General features: G+C 68.9%; 21 protein-coding genes. 12 read left to right on the forward strand and 9 right to left on the reverse strand.

Annotated elements, in window-relative coordinates; translation table 11 throughout:
• Window positions 1-269 precede the first annotated feature (269 nt).
• The 4 genes from EAS64_RS24975 to EAS64_RS24990 form a co-directional block, all read right to left on the reverse strand.
• Complete coding sequence (locus EAS64_RS24975; protein WP_246115890.1) at window positions 270-1,586, reverse strand: IS1380 family transposase; 1,317 nt, start codon at window positions 1,584-1,586, stop codon at window positions 270-272.
• 300 nt (window positions 1,587-1,886) lie between these two features.
• Window positions 1,887-2,213, reverse strand: a complete 327-nt coding sequence (locus EAS64_RS24980) for a hypothetical protein (protein WP_145856778.1) — start codon at window positions 2,211-2,213, stop codon at window positions 1,887-1,889.
• A 34-nt stretch (window positions 2,214-2,247) separates the two neighbouring features.
• Window positions 2,248-3,924, reverse strand: coding sequence for a sodium:solute symporter family protein (locus EAS64_RS24985; RefSeq protein ID WP_145856780.1), 1,677 nt, complete (start codon window positions 3,922-3,924; stop codon window positions 2,248-2,250).
• Between the two features lie 75 nt (window positions 3,925-3,999).
• A complete protein-coding gene (locus tag EAS64_RS24990; protein ID WP_145856782.1) occupies window positions 4,000-5,010 on the reverse strand; it encodes a substrate-binding domain-containing protein in 1,011 nt (336 codons plus the stop codon).
• A 148-nt stretch (window positions 5,011-5,158) separates the two neighbouring features.
• Between EAS64_RS24990 and EAS64_RS24995 the strand changes: the two genes are divergently transcribed.
• On the forward strand, window positions 5,159-5,797 hold the full coding sequence (locus EAS64_RS24995; protein ID WP_145856784.1) for a DUF6197 family protein: 639 nt from the start codon (window positions 5,159-5,161) through the stop codon (window positions 5,795-5,797).
• Between the two features lie 1,395 nt (window positions 5,798-7,192).
• Window positions 7,193-7,753, forward strand: coding sequence for an NUDIX domain-containing protein (locus EAS64_RS25000; protein WP_145856786.1), 561 nt, complete (start codon window positions 7,193-7,195; stop codon window positions 7,751-7,753).
• Here EAS64_RS25000 and EAS64_RS25005 read toward each other — a convergent pair.
• Window positions 7,695-9,086 (reverse strand): NsdA family TPR-like regulatory protein, encoded by a 1,392-nt coding sequence (locus EAS64_RS25005; protein ID WP_145856788.1) that lies wholly within the window; start codon window positions 9,084-9,086, stop codon window positions 7,695-7,697. The genes EAS64_RS25000 and EAS64_RS25005 overlap by 59 nt on opposite strands.
• Window positions 9,087-9,294: 208 nt before the next feature.
• Between EAS64_RS25005 and EAS64_RS43805 the strand changes: the two genes are divergently transcribed.
• The 4 genes from EAS64_RS43805 to EAS64_RS25015 are packed head-to-tail and all read left to right on the forward strand — an operon-like array spanning window position 9,295 to window position 10,684.
• Window positions 9,295-9,447: a hypothetical protein gene (locus EAS64_RS43805; protein ID WP_187366164.1), complete on the forward strand. Its 153-nt coding sequence runs from the start codon at window positions 9,295-9,297 to the stop codon at window positions 9,445-9,447.
• The gene (locus tag EAS64_RS25010; RefSeq protein ID WP_145856790.1) at window positions 9,440-9,682 is read left to right on the forward strand and encodes a hypothetical protein; all 243 of its coding nucleotides are present in this window, start codon (window positions 9,440-9,442) and stop codon (window positions 9,680-9,682) included. The genes EAS64_RS43805 and EAS64_RS25010 overlap by 8 nt, the downstream gene beginning before the upstream one ends.
• Complete coding sequence (locus EAS64_RS43810) at window positions 9,675-10,028, forward strand: hypothetical protein (protein WP_187366165.1); 354 nt, start codon at window positions 9,675-9,677, stop codon at window positions 10,026-10,028. Before EAS64_RS25010 ends, EAS64_RS43810 begins: the two co-directional genes overlap by 8 nt.
• Window positions 10,025-10,684: an ATP-binding protein gene (locus EAS64_RS25015; protein ID WP_187366166.1), complete on the forward strand. Its 660-nt coding sequence runs from the start codon at window positions 10,025-10,027 to the stop codon at window positions 10,682-10,684. Before EAS64_RS43810 ends, EAS64_RS25015 begins: the two co-directional genes overlap by 4 nt.
• Window positions 10,685-10,806: 122 nt before the next feature.
• On the opposite strand, the gene EAS64_RS25020 is transcribed toward EAS64_RS25015, so the two are convergent.
• Together EAS64_RS25020 and EAS64_RS25025 are read right to left on the reverse strand one after the other, a co-directional pair.
• On the reverse strand, window positions 10,807-11,268 hold the full coding sequence (locus tag EAS64_RS25020; protein WP_222849586.1) for a GNAT family N-acetyltransferase: 462 nt from the start codon (window positions 11,266-11,268) through the stop codon (window positions 10,807-10,809).
• Complete coding sequence (locus EAS64_RS25025; protein WP_145856794.1) at window positions 11,265-12,194, reverse strand: XRE family transcriptional regulator; 930 nt, start codon at window positions 12,192-12,194, stop codon at window positions 11,265-11,267. Before EAS64_RS25025 ends, EAS64_RS25020 begins: the two co-directional genes overlap by 4 nt.
• A 257-nt stretch (window positions 12,195-12,451) precedes the next feature.
• Here EAS64_RS25025 and EAS64_RS25030 point away from each other — a divergent pair, with 257 nt between their 5' ends.
• The 3 genes from EAS64_RS25030 (at window position 12,452) to EAS64_RS25040 (ending at window position 14,524) form a co-directional block, all read left to right on the forward strand.
• The gene (locus tag EAS64_RS25030; protein WP_145856796.1) at window positions 12,452-12,715 is read left to right on the forward strand and encodes a hypothetical protein; all 264 of its coding nucleotides are present in this window, start codon (window positions 12,452-12,454) and stop codon (window positions 12,713-12,715) included.
• A gap of 205 nt (window positions 12,716-12,920) precedes the next feature.
• A complete protein-coding gene (locus EAS64_RS25035) occupies window positions 12,921-13,226 on the forward strand; it encodes a DUF397 domain-containing protein (RefSeq protein ID WP_145856798.1) in 306 nt (101 codons plus the stop codon).
• 167 nt (window positions 13,227-13,393) lie between these two features.
• Window positions 13,394-14,524, forward strand: a complete 1,131-nt coding sequence (locus tag EAS64_RS25040) for an MAB_1171c family putative transporter (protein ID WP_145856800.1) — start codon at window positions 13,394-13,396, stop codon at window positions 14,522-14,524.
• Between the two features lie 185 nt (window positions 14,525-14,709).
• Here the strand turns inward: EAS64_RS25040 and EAS64_RS25045 are convergent, their stop codons facing one another.
• On the reverse strand, window positions 14,710-15,066 hold the full coding sequence (locus EAS64_RS25045) for a hypothetical protein (RefSeq protein WP_222849587.1): 357 nt from the start codon (window positions 15,064-15,066) through the stop codon (window positions 14,710-14,712).
• A 186-nt stretch (window positions 15,067-15,252) separates the two neighbouring features.
• The gene (locus EAS64_RS25050; RefSeq protein ID WP_145856804.1) at window positions 15,253-15,747 is read right to left on the reverse strand and encodes an XRE family transcriptional regulator; all 495 of its coding nucleotides are present in this window, start codon (window positions 15,745-15,747) and stop codon (window positions 15,253-15,255) included.
• 245 nt (window positions 15,748-15,992) lie between these two features.
• On the opposite strand from EAS64_RS25050, the gene EAS64_RS25055 reads away from it, so the two are divergent.
• From EAS64_RS25055 to EAS64_RS25060, 3 genes are all read left to right on the forward strand, one after another.
• The gene (locus EAS64_RS25055; protein ID WP_145856806.1) at window positions 15,993-17,096 is read left to right on the forward strand and encodes a DUF2637 domain-containing protein; all 1,104 of its coding nucleotides are present in this window, start codon (window positions 15,993-15,995) and stop codon (window positions 17,094-17,096) included.
• Window positions 17,089-17,685 (forward strand): hypothetical protein, encoded by a 597-nt coding sequence (locus tag EAS64_RS46110; protein WP_246115860.1) that lies wholly within the window; start codon window positions 17,089-17,091, stop codon window positions 17,683-17,685. Before EAS64_RS25055 ends, EAS64_RS46110 begins: the two co-directional genes overlap by 8 nt.
• A gap of 170 nt (window positions 17,686-17,855) precedes the next feature.
• Window positions 17,856-19,397 (forward strand): toprim domain-containing protein, encoded by a 1,542-nt coding sequence (locus EAS64_RS25060; RefSeq protein WP_246115891.1) that lies wholly within the window; start codon window positions 17,856-17,858, stop codon window positions 19,395-19,397.
• Window positions 19,398-19,826: the final 429 nt, after the last annotated feature.

A 19,826-nucleotide genomic window follows, 5' to 3' on the forward strand; every position in this document is an offset into this window, starting at 1 on the left:
ACTGGAAACGAAGCAGACCTGGCCAAGGACACTGGGGTGGCACAACCGACCGGGAAACCGGCGGCCACGAAGGCCCCAAGTCCTAAAGCCAGCAAGCCACCGCGCCAGTCCCCGACCCTACGCGTCCGTGATCTGCTGGCCTGAGGTGTTCGGCTGGTGGTTGATTTCTGGTGCCGGCCATGGCGGGCTGTCCGGCTGTCGCGCCGGGTGGGCGGGGTTCCACGTGCCCTGGGGTTTCTCCTTCCTGGTCGTCGGGGTGTTCCGGCTGGTTAGCCGGCGGGGAGGGCTTGCAGGCGTGCGATCGCGGCGGTGACCTCGTCAGCCCAGGGCCATCGGTGGGCGAGGCGGAGCCGGAGGCGGCGGCCGCCGCGCACGAGCCGCCCGGCGATGCTGAACAGCCGCAGGCGCAGGCGTTTCGGTTCCCAGCGGCGGGCCTCGCCGGCCAGGGCGATCATCTGCGTCCAGGCCAGCAGTTCGCAGGCCAGGGCGACGATCTCGCACCAGACCTGGTTGGCGGCGTAGCCCTTGAGCGGGAGGTTCCGCAGCCCGGTGTCCTTGGCGTTGCGGATCCGGTCCTCGCAGCGGGCGCGCCGGCGGTGCCGTAGTTCAAGGTCGGCGAGCTGGCCTTTCTTAGCGTCGGTGGCCAGGGCGGTGAAGCGGTGGCCGTCGATGTCGGTGAACCGCAGCTGCGCTCCGGGGTGCGGGCGCTCCTTGCGCACGATGACCCGCATTCCCGCAGGCCAGGACGACAGGTCGAGCAGACCTGTGATGTCCGCGACCCACGCGCCGTCCCGGGCCTGCCCGTCGCCGTCATAGGCCGGGGTCCACGCGCCGGCGGGGACCTGCCCGATCGCGGCCTGCATGTCCTCGGTGATCGTCATGCCGACGGAGTAGCGCAGCCGCCGTGACGGGGCGGTCAGCCAGGCCAGGAAGTCGTGCGTCCCGCCGGCGGAGTCGGCGCGGACCAGCACCCTGCGGCGCAGGTGACGGGGCAGCTGCGCCAGGGACAGGCGGACGGCCTCGATGTGGTCGGCGGCGGTGTTGCTGCCGGCGTTCCCGGGCCGCAGCATGATCGCGAGGGGCTCCCCGTTCCCGCCGGCGCCGTGATCGGCCCAGGCGGTCATCGGATGGAAGCCGAATGTCCGCTTCCACGTGGGACTGGCCTGGTCTTTGTCCGAATGGGCGATCACGATCGTCGCGTCCAGGTCGACCGTGACCAGGCCGCCGTCCGCGCCGGGAGCGTCCCGCCCGGCCAGCGCCCAGGCCCGCTCGCGGGCCGCGGCGCGGGCGGCGCGGATCGCCTTCAGCGCCCGCGGCCCGTCCGCCGCCAGCGCCGCGACCAGCCGGGACACCACCGGGTCGGAGGCGACCGGCCCGGCGAGCTCCGGCTGCTCGCGCAGCACCGCGATGTCGGCCAGGCAGTCCCCGCCCAGCGCGACCGCCGCGGCCAGGTCCGCGACGATCTTGCCCGGGTCGTGCACCGCCCGCGGCGCCCGCCACCGGGAAAGGCCCTGCGACAGGCCCCGGCCCAGGCCGGTCGCCCGCAGCGTCTCCCACAGCAGGACCGCCCCGGCCTGGGAGACCATGCCCTTGCCGTCGCAGGACACCGTGACACGGGCAGTGCGTGCGCTATTCTTCACGTGAAAAGTGCCTTCGATGTGCGGCCGATAGGACCCTAGACAAGCCCTATTCTCCCAGGTCAAAGGCACTTTTTTCATGCAAACGGACAGGCCGCGCCTATGCCAGGCGAAAGCCCGAGGTTATGCGTTCACTGCGATAAAACGAGGCGCGGACACGCCCCGGGTGGCCTGGGGTGCACCCATCTAACCGCCCTGCGGGCCTACGCCCCCCGGGCGGTGCGCGGCGCTGGCCTGGAACATCATCCGCTAGTGATGGCCCGGGCCCTGCGTCCCGAATTCCTCGCGGGCCTTGCGGGTGGCCTCGGCCTCAGCCGTTGTGACGGGAGCGGGCGGCTTGAGCAGCACCCACGAAAGGAAGAAAACGCCGATCACCAGCATGGTCACGCCTACCCACAGCCCGAGGTTGATGTCGGCCGCCTTGTTGATCGTGGCCTGGCTGGCGGTTATGCCGGGGATGGTGACCAGGATCCCGAAGATCAGGAACAGCGCCCCGATAAACGTGCGGAGGTCGAACAGCTTGGCGAGCCGCCAGTTGCGGGCCTCTTCCGGCGTGAGTTCCACCTTGGCGGCCATGTGACATCCTTCCTGGTCAGGGCATGCCGACGGCTCATACGACGGCGATGTACAGGTAGAGGAGCCCGCACAGGACAAGGGCGGCGGCCCCGATCAGCTCGGGCGACTTGTACCAGGCGACGCGGGCGCTTGTCTGCACGTCTCTTCTCTGCAGGCCGAGGACCAGCCCGTTCAGCTCTGAGACCGGTTTGGGCGGGCTGAACCTGCTGGCGATCACCATCGCGATCAGGCCCGCGCTGAACCCGAAGATGGCGCCCCACTGGGTTTCGGCGAGGTCGCTGCGGAACGACACGACGCCCTGCTTATAGAGGAGCCACGTGCCGAAGGCCGTGAGGGTACCGACGATCATGCCCCAGAACCCGGAACCGCGGCCCGCCTTGCGCCATACCATGCCGACGATGAACGCCAGGAAGATGGGCACGTTGAAGAACGAGAAAAGGGTCTGCAGGTAGTTCGCGATATTGGTGTATCCGGCCGCGATGAACGCGGTGAGGATGCCGATGAAAACGCCCACTACTGTCGTGATGCGGCCAACCCGCAGGTAGTAGCTGTCCGGCCGGCCGGGCCGTATGTAGTCCTGCCAGATGTCGTAGGTCCACACCGCGTTGAAGGAGGAGACGTTCGCCGCCATGCCGGCCATGAACGCGGCGAGCAGGCCGGTGATCGCCACCCCCAGCACGCCGGTCGGCAGGTACTTGTTCATCAGCGCCGGGATCGCGTAGTTGAACGCCAGGCCGCCGCCCTGGCCCAGGCCAGGTATCAGCAGGACCGCGGCCATCCCCGGGATGACGATGCCCAGGGGGATGATGGCCTTCGGGAACGCGCCGATGATCGGCGTGAGCCGGGCGGTGTTGTCGTCCTTGGCCGACATCGCCCGCTGGACCTCGGCGAAGTTGGTGGTCCAGTAGCCGAACGACAGGCAGAAGGACAGCCCGAAAACCAGTGATACCCAGTCGCCGATCGGGTTGTGACCGCCGAACTGGATGCCCGACCAGGCGGAGGTGAAGTCGTGGCCCTGGGTGCTGAGCTTGGCGAACAGGCCGCCGATGCCGCCCGCTTCCTTCAGCGCGACGATGACCACCGGGATCAGGCCGGCGCAGATGACGAAGAACTGCATGACCTCGTTGTAGATGGCGCTCGACAGGCCCCCCAGCATGATGTAGGACAGCACGAACAGCGCCGACACGACAATCGCCACGGCCAGCGGGATGCCGAGCAGGGCCTCAAGCACCGCGGACAGGGCATACAGGTTCACTCCCGCGATGAGGACCGACGACAAGACGAAGATGAGGGCGTTGACCAGGTGGGTCTTGCGGTCGTATCGGCGCAGCAGGTACTCAGGGACGCTCCGGACCCGCGAGCCGTAGTAGAACGGCATCATGACGACGCCGAGGAATACCATCGCCGGCACGGCGCCGATCCAGTAGTAGTGCACGATGCTGATGCCGTACTGCGCGCCGCTAGCTGACATCCCGAGGATCTCGATGGCACCGAGGTTGGCTGAGATGAAGGCGATTCCGGTGATCCACGCGGGCAGTGAGCGGCCGGAGAGAAAGAAATCGGTCGAGGTTGTTATCAGTCGGCGCAGTGCGATGCCGATCCCGAGCACGAACGTGAAGTAAATGATGATAAGTGCCAGGTCGAGGGGGGTGAGCGACAGCTTGAGGCCCCCTGCCGCCTCGACGTTAGGAACCCCCGCCGCGAATGCCATCGCCACCTCCCCGGTGCCCGGGTGCACCATGCTTAGGTCCGGATAATCACCGCCATGTCAGCGTCCGCGGGGTACTCATTGCGGGTAGCCGCCCTGGAATAGCGCGATACCGGTGTTCTTGTACAGTTTCTGGATCTGGGCCACGTTGGCTTTGGTGACGAAGCTGGGCCCGGTGTAGATCGGCTGAAACGGGTGCTGGCCATAACGGACATCGAACGCGGCGGCCTGCACCGCGGCGTAGCCCTCGAGGAAAGGCTGCTGATCGATCACGAACAGCAGCTGGCCGTTCTGCACCGCGGTCAGGTTGGTCCTGGACACGTCGAAGGTGCCGAATTTCATCGTGCCAAGCTTGTTCAGCGAATGCAGGGCACCGCCTGCTGCCTCGAACCCGAGGATGCCAACCGTGAGGACCCCGTTGATGTCCGGGTTCCGCTTCAGCGCCTGCTGGATCGCGACGTCCGCCTGATGGAGCTGGGCGCCGTTGACGGACAAGGTCTGCACGGAGCCACCACTAGCGGCGAGCTGCCTGGTGAACCCGGCGCACCGGTCGGTGAGCGCGGTGTTCCCCGCCTCGTGGATGACGCAGAGCGCATGGCGAACCCCGGCCGCCGCCATCGCCTTGGCGGCCTGCACCCCGGCCAGGTAGTCGGCTTGGCCGACAAACGTCAGCGCGCCGACGCTCTGATACGACCTGTCCCCGACGTTGACCACCACGACTGGTATGCCAGAGGACGAGACCTGCCGGATCGGGCCCGCGAGGACCGCGGGAGCGGGGATGCTCACCACCATGGCATCCGGCTTCTTCGCCGCCGCCTGCGTGATCATCGCGGCCTGCGCCTGCGGATTGGTGGTGCTGGGCGACTGATATGTGAGCGCGACGTTGAAGTCCGACGCCGCCTGCTGCGCGCCTTTCTGCACCAGCGACCAGAATGGGTCAAACGACTGCCCATGGGTCACCATCACCACGGTAATCCGCGACCCCGCCACCGGATTCGTCGGAGTACTCCCCGATGTGCCCGTGCACGCGGCCAGCAGCCACGCGAACAGCAGAGTCGCCACTAGTGATGCCGAAAGCCTCCTCGGCATCTGGACATCGCCTCCTCTCTGGGAGACTCAGCACACAGCCGCGCGCCGGTAAACCGGCGGAAGGTACACCTAACACTCCCCAGGAAATGCCCAGGTCAATCCCCTCAGACCCCTGGCTTTCGGAGCCCCGGCAGAGCGATCCTGGGCTATGACCAGACTCGCTACCTTCCGTTCCGCCGGGCGAGACGTGAGCGTCCCGGCGGTAACCACGCCTGAGGGCGGCATTATGCCCGCGCGCCGGGAGCGTCCCTGGCGGCGGCGCCTGCACGCCCTTGGCGCGCGGCGGCAGTCACTGCTCGAGATCCAGCATTCCGTCCTTGAACGGCTGCTTGCCCTGCTCGAGGCGGCGCACGCGGACCTGTCAGCCGGATGGGCGCAGGACGGCTGGTGGACAACTCCGGCGGATGGCAGCCAGCAGATCCTGGTGACCGGCCTGGCGGCCGGCGTCTCCGCCCCGCACGATGCGGACGCCGTCTGCCTGGTCGGCGCCCTGATCCGGGCGGGGGCGGCGCAAGGCGGAGACGCTGAGGTCGGCCGGGCCATCGACGCGGTGTACGACGCGCTCTGGGAATCCCGCGGGCAGTCGGCTACCGCGACCGGCATGCTCACCGTGTCCTCACCTCAGGTCCGGCTGGCCAGAACCCAGGCGCTCACCCGCTGGAACGATGCGAAGGGGCGAACAAGCGGCGAGGTCCTCGCGATCCTCGACCGGGCCATCGCGCGGGTCATCCAGACCCTGGCCGCGCTTCCCGCCCCGTGTGACGCAGCCCGTGGGTGCCCATCCTGACATCACAGGGTCGCCGACCGGTGATATGCACACAGTCGTGTACTTGGCTGACGATCGCTTGAGGTCCCAGGCCGGCCGCGGCGACAGTGCCAGCTTGTTACCGAGGTGAGGCCACGCCCGGTGACCGGATAAGGGCGGCGCCGAGTCCAGCATGCGGAGGTCGCCGATCGCCATCCGCCGGGCCCGCCGCGACCGGTTCAGGCATGCCATGCCCGCACGCCTGGCCCGCGCCGCACGCCTCGCGCTTCCCCGCACGCCTACCCAACCACTGCCGGGCCCCCGGGCCGGCACGCGGGCACCGCACCCGGACCGTGACGCGCAGGGGCGGCAAGGACACCATCCCGCTCTCGCCCGCGCCATCGACCTGCCGATAGGCGACCGCACGGAAGGCGCTCGCCCCGCGAATGCTGGCCGCAGCCAGCCACCAGCAGCGGCGCCAGGACGGGCGCCTGGCACCCAGGCCTCAAGCGACGCCAACAGGATCATCCGCAGCCTTGCCGCGGCGATAACCCGGGTCTGGCCTGGCAGCGGGTCCCCAGAGCCGCCCCACCACCAATCCGGCTGCCGGTGACTGCGTGGTGTACGAGCTCTGACTTGGGCACGTATCGGGCATCCAAGCCTGGGCGGCAGATCATGATTCCGCTGATCAGTGATGCAGCGACATGCCCCTGAACTGCACAGACAGCAGCTTGAGCAGTAGCCCGAGCGCTAGTTTGACCACGTACAGCCCATTGCCGGCGCCGAGTTCCCGGATGAGGCAATTCTCGGACAGTCACGCGCCAGATGCACCAATTATGGGTGGCGACCTGCTCACCGGCGTTCCCATTCCTGAGCGCACCTAACGGCGGTTATCTTAAGTCCTTTTGGAAGAAGCCCTGGTCAGGAGGGGTTTTTGCGTGGGAGACATGTCCACCACGTGAGGTTCTGGGCGGGAACAAGAACCCAAAAGCGCGCCGAGAAGAGGAAAGCCGCTGGTCAGCGCAGGGCGCCTCACATCAGCTACGTCGGAGACACCACTTAAGAGAACGTGTCCACGACGCAGGTCCATGAGTGCGTCAAGCTACATGGGAGACACCTCAGGGCGGACTTAAGATAACGGCGGCTACGCGCGCGCCCTTAAGCCACGTCGGCAATCACACTATGTGATGAGGTTGCCTGGCTCCTCGCTGAGCTGTGCCGAATCGTCCACAGATACTACAGCCGCTGGATGTTCAAATAGCGAGGGTGGTAACAAGTACTTCTGGGTTGGCGAGCAGGGTCTCAACGGCCAGCATCCGCGTTGGGGCGGCAGCCTCGCCTACGACTCGCGGCACTTCCGCGACCCCGCGGCGACTGCCGCTGGGCCGCCTGGCTCGGCGGTGTTGCCCAGGCTATGCGGCCGGTAGTGTCGCGTACGTGACTGACCCGCACAAGTGGGTGATCCACGGCGAGCGGCTGGTGGACGACACCCCGCATGTCCGTGTGAGCCTGGCCGATGTCGAGCTTCCGAATCACGTGCGGTTCACGCAGTACGTTTTCCGGATGCGCCGCTGCGCGATGACGGTGGTGCTGGACGACGCGGGCGAGCGGGTGCTGCTGATGCGCAGGCACCGGTTCATCGTGGACCGCTGGGTCTGGGAGCTGCCGGGCGGCTACGTGGACGACGGTGAGAACCCTGCCGCCGCAGCTGCCCGCGAGGTCGAGGAGGAGACCGGCTGGCGGCCGCGCGGCATCGAGTTCGTCATGTCCAGCCAGCCGGTCATCGGCAACGCTGACTACCCGCAGGACCTGTACCTGGCGCATGGTGCCGAGCATGTCGGTGAGCCCGAGGTAGACGAGACGGCCGAGGTCGCCTGGGTGCCGGTTGACGAGACGCCCGCGATGATCGCCCGGGGCGAGATCCTGGGCGCGATCAGCATCATCGGGGTGCAGCATGCCCAGCTGCGGCGGGCAGCCGCTCGCGTACCTCCGCCGTGAAGTCCCGCACCGCCTGGACGTCGGCTCGGGGGCGGAGGGTCCGCACCAGGTCGCGGACGTAGCGGACGCTGCGGGCTGAGGTGAGGCGGACGGTCAGGTCCAGTGCCTGCCGCCCGACAACGGATGCCTGCACTGGCTCGTCTTGGGCGGCGTAGGCGGTGGCGAGCAGCGAGAGGTTGAAGGCCCGGCCCCGTACGTAGCGGCCGTCCATGTCCAGCGAGCGGCACGCGTACCGGGCTGCGTGGCCCGCCTCGCCCAGGTCGCGGAAGCACTGCGCCATCCGGGCCGCCAGGTATGCCTCGTCGAAGTAGGCGAGCCACGCGGGGTCGTCCTCACGGGCGGCGCGGTCGAAGGTCTGCTCCGCCCTGGCGAGGGTGGCACCGCAGGCGCGGGCGTCGTTGCGGGCGGCGTGGCCGTGGGCTTCCATGACCAGGCATTCGGTGAGCAGGGTCGCCGATCCGTGGCGGACCGCTGCGGCCTGGGCGGCTCTGGCGAGGTCGATCGCCTCGTCCGGCCGGGCCAGGTAGAGGGCCTGGTGCGCCTGAGCGGCGAGGATCTCGGCCGCCAGGGCATGGTCGTCGGCATGGCGCCCGTAGGCCAGGGCCTGGGTGAGGTAGCGCTGGGCCAGGCCGTGCTCGTCGCTGTCGTAGGCAACCCACCCGGCCAGCTGGGACAGCTCACCGCAGGCGGCGGCGAGCTGCCGGCCGGTCTCTTCCCGGTAGCTGCCCGTCGTGAGGAGGCGCGAGACGTGATCGTCAAGGTAGGACACGATCGAGCTGCGGAGCTTGCCGCCGCCGAGCCGGTTGTCCATCTCCCGGTACGAGCGCGTCAGCTCGCGAATCGCGTCGATGTCGTCGCGCCCTACCTTGCGCGTGCCGAAGGAGGCGGGCGCGGCGGCGGGCGGGCTGGTGAGCCAGCGCAGCGCGGAGGCGGGCAGCGCGGCCGAGGTGAAGACCGCGTTGACCAGGAAGCGCCTTCGCTGCACGTCGGCTCTCCAGAGGGCGGTTGAGGTGGCTATGGTTTCCGTCCAGCCGGTAGGGAGCTGCAGGCCGAGGTCGCCGGGCAGGTTGCTGGGCGTCATGCCCAGCTCAGTTTCGGAGACCTTCCGGCCGAGGGCATTGCTCAGGGCTTCGGCGGCCAGTTCGGGGACCGGCGGGCGCGGCTGTTCGCCCGCCAGCCAGCGCAGGACTGACGTGTGGTCGCACCGCACGCCGGTCAGTCCCCGGGTCGCGGCGAGGTCAACGACCCTGCGCGCCAGGCCCTTGTTGGACATTGCTGCCTCGTCCAGCAGGGACCGGAGCCGCAGGTTCTCCTCCTTCAGCACTCGCGGCACGTGCCTGCCCTTCCTGCCAGTGCGGACACGATCAGTCTGACACTGCCACGCGCCGTATGCGCCGTCCAGGCTGATTCACACACCCTGCGCGCACATCCGTCCCTCTTCCGTGCCCTCCCGCCCGCCCAGGGGATGAGGTTGCCTGTTGCTCATGGCAAGCACGCAGGTAGCACGCGCAGCGGCGCAGCTTCATGAGGCTGCACGGGACGTGGCTCGTGTCGCTGCCCTCCGCAGCGCCACGCCGCCGGAACCTGTGACCGGCCCGCAGGTTCCGCAGCAATCCGGGCTCGCGGAAGGCGAGGGCGAGAAGATCCCCGAGGAAGGCGGCACGACCGTCCCCGAGGAAGACCGAGATGTCTGACCCGGAGCAGACGGCCAGGCCCGGCCGCAGGGGGCCCACAGCTGAGCTGGACGGGCTGCTGGACCGGATGCGGGGCCCGGGATTCGGACATGACGAGCTCGCCGCTGAGCTGTCGCGCCGGTACCAGGCGCGCCCGCGTGAGGCGTATCGGCTGGCCTGGGGGCGGACGGTGACCCAGGCCGCGGAGCGGTTCAACGAACGCGCCCGCGAGGCGGGGAGGACGGCCCATGGCTGAGCTGCTCCTGGCAGTGTCCCGCGGGAGGGTTCCCCACCACGGGCCGGTCACCCCGCAATGCCCGGTCGAGTGTCTGCTCACGGTCTTGAGACGTCAGAGCTTCAACCCGCTCGCCCGCGCCTACGACGCGCCGTTCGCCGAGCCCCGCACCGTCGGCGACGTCCTGGGCCTGCATGCCCGTGGCCAGCTTCGCAAGATCCGAGGCATCGGACCCCGCCGCGTCTCCGAGATCGAGGCCGCACTCGTCCTGGCCGGGCTGAACCTCGCCGGGACCCAGCGGCGGCCACGGGCCGGGCGGGCCGGGGCACCGCCTCCAGTGGACTACCCGGAGGACCGATGCCCGTGAGAACCACACGGGGGACCGGCGCCTCGCGGCCCGGCCTCAGTCGGCCTGGTCCGGCGGCGGGCCGGCTGCCCTGCGCCTTCCTTGACCTAGGGGCGGTGGTCACCGCGCCGGGCTGCGCCCGCGCCTGGACCCGCGAAATCCTCTGGGAATGGGGAGTACTCGAGCTGGCCGACGACGCCGAGCTCGTCGCCAGCGAACTGGTCACCAATGCAGTGAGCGCCTGCGCCGGCGGGGACCGGGCCGTCATCAGGCTGGTCCTCACCCTCGATCAGGGCGAGTTGGCCGTAATGGTCCGCGACGACCACCCCGGCGCCCCCGCAGCCTGGCAATCGGACGCAGACGACGAAGGCGGCCGCGGCTTGCTGATCGTCGAGTACCTCAGCGAGCGCGGCGGCTGGTACCCCCTCGAAGGCGCCAGGCCCGCAAAAGTCACCTGGTCAGTGATCGCGGGACCTAAGCGATCCGGCGGGGAACCGCACGAGGGGCAGCACCTGGGCCGTCTCCCGGATGCCGGCACTGCAGTCGTGACGCGGCCCGCCCCGGCGCTGCCGGCCAGGCCCCGCCAGGCGCCGCCCCTAACCACCGGGATGCGTGCGTCGAGGCTCGTGGACCTGGTGATCCTGGCCAGAGTCAGGGTGGCTCTTGAACGCCTGTAGCCGCCAGCGATCCCTGGCAGGAAAAGCGCGCGGCACCCGGGCCGCAGCACCGGCTGCTCGCCTGCCTGCGGCGCAGGGCACGACAATCGATGAGAACTCCTGGCCGAGGCGAGACGGTGGCGCTATGACAGGTTGCTTGCGCGGTAAAAGATCTTGGTTGGCAGTGGCTTGACGCTGAGGGATTCATAGAATGCCTGCGCACCGGGGTTGCTGGTGTCGGTGGTCCATTCGACTCGCGAGCATTGTCGGTCGGCAGCGATCCGGTAGAGACCGTCCATCAGTAGTTTCCCGGTGCCGCCGCGCCGGTGGGCGGCGGCAACGTACAGCTCTTTGAGGTAGAGGCTCGTGGTGAGTCCTGCCGCGGGCCACAAGAACGAGTACGAAGCGAATCCGGCCAGCGCCGGGCCGTCCCAGGCGAGCAGCGCACATGCCAGCGGCGGGTCAGCGAACAGCGCGGCGCGGACTTGCGCGGCCCGGGCGGGTGGTGTTCCCTGCGGGGCGTCACCGTAGAACTCGTCTAGTTCCGCGCACAGCGCGGCGATCGCTGTCTCGTCTCCCGGTTCAGCGTCAGCGAGCCTGATCACGCGGGGGTCTCCTTCGTGCCGGTGGTGTCACCGAGCAGGCCGCCGAACTCGCGGGCGGCCCGTGATGCTTGCTGGGCGGGTGTGAGCCCGGCCAGGAGGTCTCGGGCGCGCGTTGTGATGATGCCCTGCCGTTTCGCTCCGTCGAGCGAGAGCAGCGTACTAGCCGCGTAACCGATGCCTGCATCCGCGTCACCGTCGCGGACTACGCACGCGGCCTGGTCGAGCCGGATCAGTGCCCAGTCGGTGTAGTCATCGGGGCTGCACAGCTCAAGGGCGCGGTCAAGCTCGGTGCGGGCCTCGGCGGTGTCGCCGAGCTGCGTAAGGGCGTCTCCGGCGTGAAACCTGAGCTGGCTTTCCGCGTAGCCGAACGCGGACGCCGCCAGGGCCGCGCCGGACAGCCGCTCGTGTGTCTGCTCGGCGGTACTCAGCGCCTGCATGGCGGCCCGGCTGTCGCCCATGGCCGCGTGCGCCCGCATCTCCAGGGCCGCGGCGAGCGCCCGGCCGACGCTCGGTGCCCGGGTGGCGCCGAGCGCGGACCTGGCGCACGCGACCGCGCCGGGCATGTCCCCGGCGTAGTAGTAGCCGTAGGCTTCCTGCGCCGTCGTCCACGCAAGCGCCGGGCCGTCTGCCGCCTCGGTCGCCGCGTGCCGGGCGGTGCGCCCCCACCGCCGCCACGCCTGCCGGTCGCCCGCCTTGATGAGGGTCAGGCACACCATGCCGGACATGCAGGCTGCGGCCAGCGCGAGCCGCGGCAGCGCGGAGGCCGACCGGTGGCGTCCCATCGCCAGGCGCAGGTCCGCCAGCTCGGCCGTCAGGTCGGCCACCAGCCGCGGGGATGGCGTGTCGCGCGTCCGGTATCCGTAGTGCAGGACGGACGCCTCCCAGTCGTCAAGCAGTGCGGGCGACATCACGCCCTCTGATAGCACGTCGTCGAGCGCACGGCGGGTCTTCTCGGCGCCGGGAGGTGGTTCGGGGGCGTTCGCCGCCGCGGTGATAACGGTCCCTCCGGCATCGAGCGCGTCGTCTATCAGCCGGGCGAGGTAGGGCGGGCACCGCCGCTGCGCGGCGATGATCTTGCTGAGCCCGCCCTGGTCGTAACCGGACCAACGTTGTCAGCTCGCCATCACTGCCACTGTACGCCCGGTGTCCGCTTGACTACAGGAGCATGCGAAGGAGGACCCGGATGGATGACGCAGCGGGCTGTACCTCCGCCAGCACACCGCGAACCAGCGCGGACCAGGACGTGCTGGCCGAACTCGAAACCCACTGGGGCGAGTCGTACATCATCGGCCACGACGAGGAGCGCGGCTGGTGGGCGGCGCGGCGCGACGTCATCGGCAGGTTCTTCACCTCACCGGGCCCAGACGAGCTGCAGGAGGCGATCGCCGGCGACTACCAGGCCGAACCCGGTCAGCGTGACTTGTCTGCCGACGGCGGCAACTCGTGACCGACAGCGGACGGTGACCGCGCCCGGCCACGAAGGCTCGGTCAGTCACCGTCCCAAAGGGCCGCCGAGGCAACCGTGATCGAGCGGGAGTCTTCGAGCTGACCGTCCGGACCCCGACTGAGAGCCGGAATGCTCCGTGCTTGCCCGCACCAGCCATCGCGATTTCGCATTCAAGATCAGGCACACCGAAACGTGAGGAAATGACGTGGTAAGCACCCCTGAGCCCGGAAACCCGGCCGGAACCGATGCTTCAGGCCCCAGCTGGGTTAAGAGTTCCCTGAGCTTCGCCAACGGTAACTGCGTCGAAGTAGCGAACCTGCCCGACGGCGAGGTCGGCGTCCGCAATAGCAGGAACTCCGCAGGTCCGGTCCTCCGGTTTACCCCTGACGAATGGCATGCGTTCCTCGCCGGCGTGCGAAACGGGGAATTTGACAGTTCCGGCAGGTCGAGGCGCACAGCGTGCTGTTTACCGGTCATCCGTGGAGCGGGGGTTCGTGGTAACGGAGGATAGGAACCCTCGGCCGTTGCCATCGCCGCCAAGCGCTCCCTGTCAGCCCGGCGGCCATGACGCAGACGGTTCTGAACCCAGGGACAGTCCCGGGATGGCTTGGCTGCTGGATGGCTGTCCTGTCCTTGGGGGGTGCCCCGGGTTGTGAGCCCTGAGACCGGGATACGCACGTGGCAGTTGTTTACTGGGTAGCCGCCGCAACGGCAGCGTTTTCCGCCGCTTGGGCCATTCCCGGAGCGGTGCGGGACCGTTCGCTCACGCTTACCGGGCTCGCGCTGTCCATGACGGCCTTCAGCGCCTGCCTGGGGATGGCGGCCGCTTTCCCGGATGTCCTGCAGGCCGGGACATCCGGACCTGCGGTGTGGGCCGCCGCCGGACTGGGGGCCGCCGGCACGTGGACCCTATCGGCAACGCTCGCCACGGCCGGCGGCGGCATCCGCCACTTCGCCGACATCATCATGGTGCCGGTTCTGGGTGGTGCGTGCATCGCTCTGCTCTTGGTGCGAGTGAAGCTTGCAGCGAGTCCCGGCGCGCACGGGGCGGCCCAGTCCGGGCCTGCGGTGATCACGGCGCAGCTCGCGCTGGTTACCTTCTACGCACCTGGCCTGTTCCGCATCGCTGCCCTTGCACGGCGGCACGCGGGCTCGGCGCGCGAGCGCCGCGCCCGCGTGAGCATGTGCCTGGTCTGGGGATCCGCGGGTGCGGAGCTTGTCCTGACGCTGGCCAGGTCAGCCCTGATCGTCGCGTGCTCTGCCGGCCCCGGCCCGGGCAGGCCGGTGATTAGCGTCATCGCGTTCCTGCAGGGATGCGCGGTCATCCCGGGGATCGGTGTCATGGCGGTTGGCCCTGCCATGATGCATGTCGCATCGCAGTGCCGGCTGTGGATCGCGTACTGGCGGCTGCGTCCGCTGTGGGGCGCGATGCTGCAGGCGGTTCCGCAGGTCGAGTTGCCGGCCGCGCGCGGCTCCGGGTTCGGCATCCGCTGGCGCCTGCTCAGGCGGGTGATCGAGATCCGTGACGCCGAGCTCGCGCTCAGGCCGTACTGGCGTGGGGATGTCGCGGTCAAGGCGTCGGCTGCGGCTCGGTCGGCCGCGCTGAGCGCGGACCAGGAGGCCGCGGAGGTTGAGGCAGCGGTCGTCATGGACGCCGCCGAAGCATGCAGGCAGGGCAAGCTTCCCTCGCACGCGCCGGTTTCTGAGGGACCTTGGCTGGGGGCCGGGGATGATCTGAACTCTGAGGTGGTCAGGCTGGTTCGGGTGTCCCGTGTCATCCGCCGCCGGATCACCCGCAACCTGCGGTGAGGTCAGCGAGGCCGCGGTCTTCGCGCCGCGGCTTCCATGCCTGGCAAGCCCGCCGGAACGCCGAACCCATCTCCGCGCCGCCGGGCCTGGACGTAGCACATGTCACCGACAGCACGGTCAAGTATGAGCGACGCGAGGGTCTCGGCCTCCCGTTCTCTGGCAAGGCGCAGGCGCAACGGCCTAGGTCAGGTGAAGGCTCCCGCGAGCATGAGAGACGCAAGAGTCTCCGCTTCGCGCTCCTCTGGCTCGGCGTAACCGAAGCGGCCGAGGATCAGCCGTACCAGTGAAGGATGCACGTCAGGTGTTAGCTGAGAGGCGAAGCCCTCCCATCCCCTCATCCCGCGATGATTGAGCAGCATGTGCGCGATCTCGTGCAGCACGATGAGCGCGCCGTGAAACGGCGTCGTCCCCAGCTCGTAGTAGATGTAGTCCGCCGTGTCAGTGCCGATCCACAACCCGCTGGGCATGCCAGCCGCAGCGGTGAACGGGCGCAGCATAATCGGCCGGCTCCGTCGGCGCTCCAACCGCGCGGTGAACTCCACGAGGTCGAATGGCACTGGGATGTCAAGTTCTCGCGCAATGGCGGCGTACCGCGCTGTCTTGCTCTTGCCTGGCATCGTTCACCTCAGCGTACTGGTCGACGTGCATAGCCCGGCGGAGGCAGCTGCCGGCATATCAGCACGCAATCGATCCGTCACTTAGAGATACGAGTGCAGGCCTAAGCAGGTTCACCTGGGCTCGCCCTGATCGCTACGCTTGCCAGACTCGGCGCGCGCGGTGGCTTCGATGAGGCGGACGACTGCCTCGCGTGCCTCGTCGGGCAGCCCGGCGATGGCGCGGAGCTGCACGGCGGTGATCCCGGAGTCGCGAACGAGGGCCAGCAACTCCACCTGCTCCTGGACTAGCCCAGCGGCCCGCGGGTCGTAGTCATCGAAGAAGTACCCCGGCGGCACGCCGAACGTCCGGGCCAGTGCCTCGATCAGCCGCTTCTGCGGGTTCTGTGCTTGTCCGTTGCGCAGTTTCCAGATCTGGGTGCCAGACACCTGCTCGCCCGTGGTCCGTTCGATCAGGGCGGCGATCTCCACGTTGCTGTAAGGGCCGCGGCCGGCCGGGTGCGCGCTATCGACCAGCGTGTTCAGCTTGCCGGCCAGCGTAAGCGGTGCCTGAACGTCCGCCGCCGGCGCTGCCCCCGCTCCCGCCTCGTCCTTCCGAGAGTCACCCACAGGCTCATCATCTCATATCAACGGCAGCATGTTGTGTTGTGCATTCAAGTTGATGTCCGGCGCGCATCGGGCTAACGTAAATTTGAGTTGATGGCATCTATGAAGCAGATCAACTACAGGCAAGACAAGTGACGGCGATCTCACCTGTCAGGAGGTACCGCGGTGGAGCGTTGCACAGATCCGCGGGGCAGCAGCGCGCCGGCGACGCGTCAGCAGCCGCGTGTGGCGTCGGCGAGTGATGAGCGATGACCGTCGGCAGAGACCGAGCTGCATCGGTGGCCCAGTACGTTCTGCTCGGCGGATTCGCTGCTGTGGCGTCGGGCATCAGCTCGCAAGGACTCACCGGCTTCGCCCGCTCCAACATGGACCTGTCAGGTCCGTGGCCGTATCTCTTGTTCCTAGCGCTGGATGGCGCGGCGGGCGTATGCGCGGTTCTCCTGGTCCGTCGTGCCACGCACGGCGGCCGAAGTCTTGCCCCAAGGCTCGCGGTCTGGGGGCTCGTCGCGGCCTCCGCCGCGTTCAACTACACCCACGCTCCTGGCCGACCGGACGCTCCCGAGGCGTACGCGCTGATGCCGGCTATCGCCGCCGTCCTGTTTGAGTTCTGTCTCCAGGAGAGCAGGTCACGCGCCTCGGTCCATCGGAGCCGGAGCCTAGGTGCACTGCGCTGGCTCCACTTCAAAGAGGGGATCCGCATCCGTCTCCGGATGGCAGCCGATCAGGCGCTGTCGGCTAACGACGCGACGCGCCACGTGCGAGTCGAGTCTGCCGCCCTGAGCCTGTACCGGCTCAGGGAAGCGATCGCCCGGCGTGGGAGCGATCGGGACGGTGCACCGTCGGGCGCACGCCGTGTGCGCAGAGCACACCGGCGCGCGCAGGCCGCCCTGGCGCGCGCCGGATTCGCCGACGCGTCGATCGCAGCAGACGTCCTGCGCCATGTCCAGATGTTGACGATGACCGCGACGCTCGCCTCGCTGGACTACACCACCCCTGATGAGGCGCACGCGGCCATCGGCAGCATGATCACCTCCGAGGGGCTGCCCTCTTCCGGCACATCAGGGGAGGCAGATGACCTTCCCATCGAGGCGCCACACGGAATACACATAGACGATCCGGGAGCCGAAGAAGACGACGGATTGTCGCTGGCAAGCGAGAGCGACAGCGCAGGAGCGGACGACGCCCGGCTGGTAGACGCCGCCAGGCGGATCGCTGCAGACGCTGCGCTGGATGGCGTCCGGCTTAGCCAGACGGCGCTGGCTGACCGGCTGCGGCAGGAAGGCTGGAAGATCGCCAATAACCGGCTGAGCTGGCTGGCCGCGACAATCCGTCTTGGCTCCCGCCATGCCTGACAGCGCAGAGGCCGAGGCAGCAGGCCGCAGTGCGCCCAGCAAGCCGAAGCTCGAGGTCCTCAGAGAGCGGCTGCTTGTGGAAGCGGCCAGCATCCGCACGGCCGGCGATTGGGAACGATGCCTGCGCATCGCGGCCCGTCTCCCGGGGGAGAGCTTCGCGAACATCCTGCTCGTGGAGGCTCAGCGGCCCGGCGTCACGATGCTCAAAAGCTATGCCGAATGGCAGGCGGCTGGCCGCCAGGTCAACCGCGGCGAAGCGGGCATTGAGGTCTTCCCGGCCTCCCGCCAGGAACACTCACCGAACCGCGGCAAGACCCCACGCGCAAAAGGGGAGCAGAACCCCCTCCACTGGCGTGACGCGTCCCATGTCAGCCACGTCTGGGACGTTTCGCAGACCAGCGGGCCGCCTGCAGTTACCCAGCTTCCCGCATTGCGCCTGCAGGACGAAGTACCTCTAGGGTTTTGCGATGCGATGCGCTGCGCTGGCTGGCCCGCCGCGAAGGCTTCGCGGTCGAGCGCGAGCACGGGGCTCCCGCCGATGGCGTCACCTTCTGGACCCCGCGCCGCATTCGCGTACCGCCCGGGCTGAACGCAAGTCAGGAAGCCTGGGCGCTGGCTCACCAGCTCGGCCATGTGCTGGCACACGGCGCGTTGCACCACGCGCCCGGGGCAACGACGTCCGGCAAAGGGTGCACCGGCCTCCGTAAGGCCGAGGCCGATTCCGTCGCCTTCATCACCTGCGCCCGTTACGGCATCCCAGTGCCCCGCTACCTCGACCCACCCGCGGCCTGGGCCGGCACCGACCCGCGCGCGCAGCCCGCCGCCACGATCCTCGCCGCCGGGGAACGGGTCGTCGCGGCCGCCACACGGATCACTCGCCACCTCGACCAGGCAGCCCCCGATGCCGCCGTCGCCACGCTGAGGCCCGCAGCCAAAACCGCCGTTCCGCAACCTGAGGCAGCACCTGCCCATCCAGCACCGACCCCGATTGCCGCGCGTCCGAAGCGAGACACCCGCCAACTGGCCATCCTGGATGACGCCGCGGCGATCTTCAGCCAGCAACTGGCAGACAGCTGGGGCGCCGCCTACCTCCTCTCACGCGGCATCACCCCGGCCACGGCCAGGGAATGGCACATCGGCTATGCCGCTGCCGGATGGACCGAGCTAACCAGCCATCTGCTGGCCGCCGGATACGCCGAGGAGGAAATCGAAGCCACCGGACTCGCCCGCCGGTCCTCCCGCGGAACCCCCATCGACCAGTTCCGCGACCGGGTCGTGCTCCCTGTCCGCGCCGCCGACGGCCGGATCGCCGGATTCATCGGCAGGGCTAGCCCCGGCTCAACCTCCGACGTCCCGAAGTACCTCAACAGCCCAGAGACCAGCCACTACAAGAAGAGCGACCTGCTCTTCGGGCTCCGGGAGGCTCAAGGCGCACTCAAGGCCGGAGCCACGCCCGTCCTCGTGGAAGGCCCGTTCGATGCGATCGCGGTCACCATCGCCGGCGAGGGCCACTGGGTAGGGCTGGCTCCCTGCGGGACCGCGCTGACTCCCAGCCAGGCAGCACTCCTCGCGAGCAACTGCAACCTTGCCGGGACCGGGGTGCTCGTCGCGTTTGACGACGACCCAGCCGGAGTCAAGGCCGCCATCCGCGCCTATCGCATTCTCCGCCCGTTCACCGCGATCCTGCGGCAGCCAGTGCTCGCCGGACGTGACCCCGCCCAGATCCTCGAGCAAGAAGGACCGCCCGGGCTGCGCGCCGTGCTCACCGCCGAAGCTGTGCCGCTGCTCAGCGTCATTGTCGACGCCGATCTCGGTCGCTGGCAGCACAGGATGAGCGAAACCGAGGGACCGCTCCTCGCCCTGCGCAGCGCCGCCGCCCTGCTTGCCGACCTGCTGCCGCCTGCCGCGGCCGATCAGGTTCGCCAGACAACTGCAGGTACCGAACTCACCGCAGTTGATGATGAGGCAAGGCCCGTCGTGTCACCGCAAGTGCCCCTAGTCGCGCGAGCCTTCCCTGTCGACACCGCGATCGAGGCAGTAAGACTGGCCAGCCGCCTCGGCTTCCCCGCAGACGAGGTCGTCATCGAAATCGCGAACGCCGTGACCCGCCAGGCCGTCCGACGCGGCCCCGACAGATCAGCGACCCACGCCCGTCTCGCCGCGAGCGGTTTCCCTGCGCCCACCCCACGCTGGCCCGGCGACCGGCGTGCCGCCGGACCATCCTCGCGCTGCCACGACCCGGCCTACCCATTCACGCGGCCGACGAAGGTGACCCGACGGCCACGGGATACCGGCACATGAAACGGATAACCGTGGCGACCGTGCCTGAGAGGGCCGCTGTCCCGCGCTCGGTGCTTGGACTCGGCTCTGCGCAGAGCCGGCTCTTGCTCCCGACCTGACTGCATCCGCAGCCGACCGGGGAAATCCCTGTGCTGCCAGCCGAACAGGGTTCGTGACCACGCCAGCCGACACGACAGGCCCGTCGGCAGGGACAGGCGAGCTGCTCGACGCGACCGGGGCTTCGTAATCCGTCCACTGCCACGGACTGCCGGTACGTCGTGCGCCGGGCGGAGCAGCCAAAGCGCGCCGCTCGGCCGCAGGTTGTTGAGCGGCACCCTGGGTGCTCACGTAGTTCCGGGTTTCCGGCATTGTGTTTCCCGATGATGTTGGGCTGCGTGTTTCCCTGGCCTGGGTGTTCGTCGGCGGCGGCACCTTGCCGATGGGGGCATG

This window comes from Trebonia kvetii (assembly GCF_007827045.1).
Classification (GTDB): Bacteria; Actinomycetota; Actinomycetes; order Streptosporangiales; family Streptosporangiaceae; genus Trebonia; species Trebonia kvetii.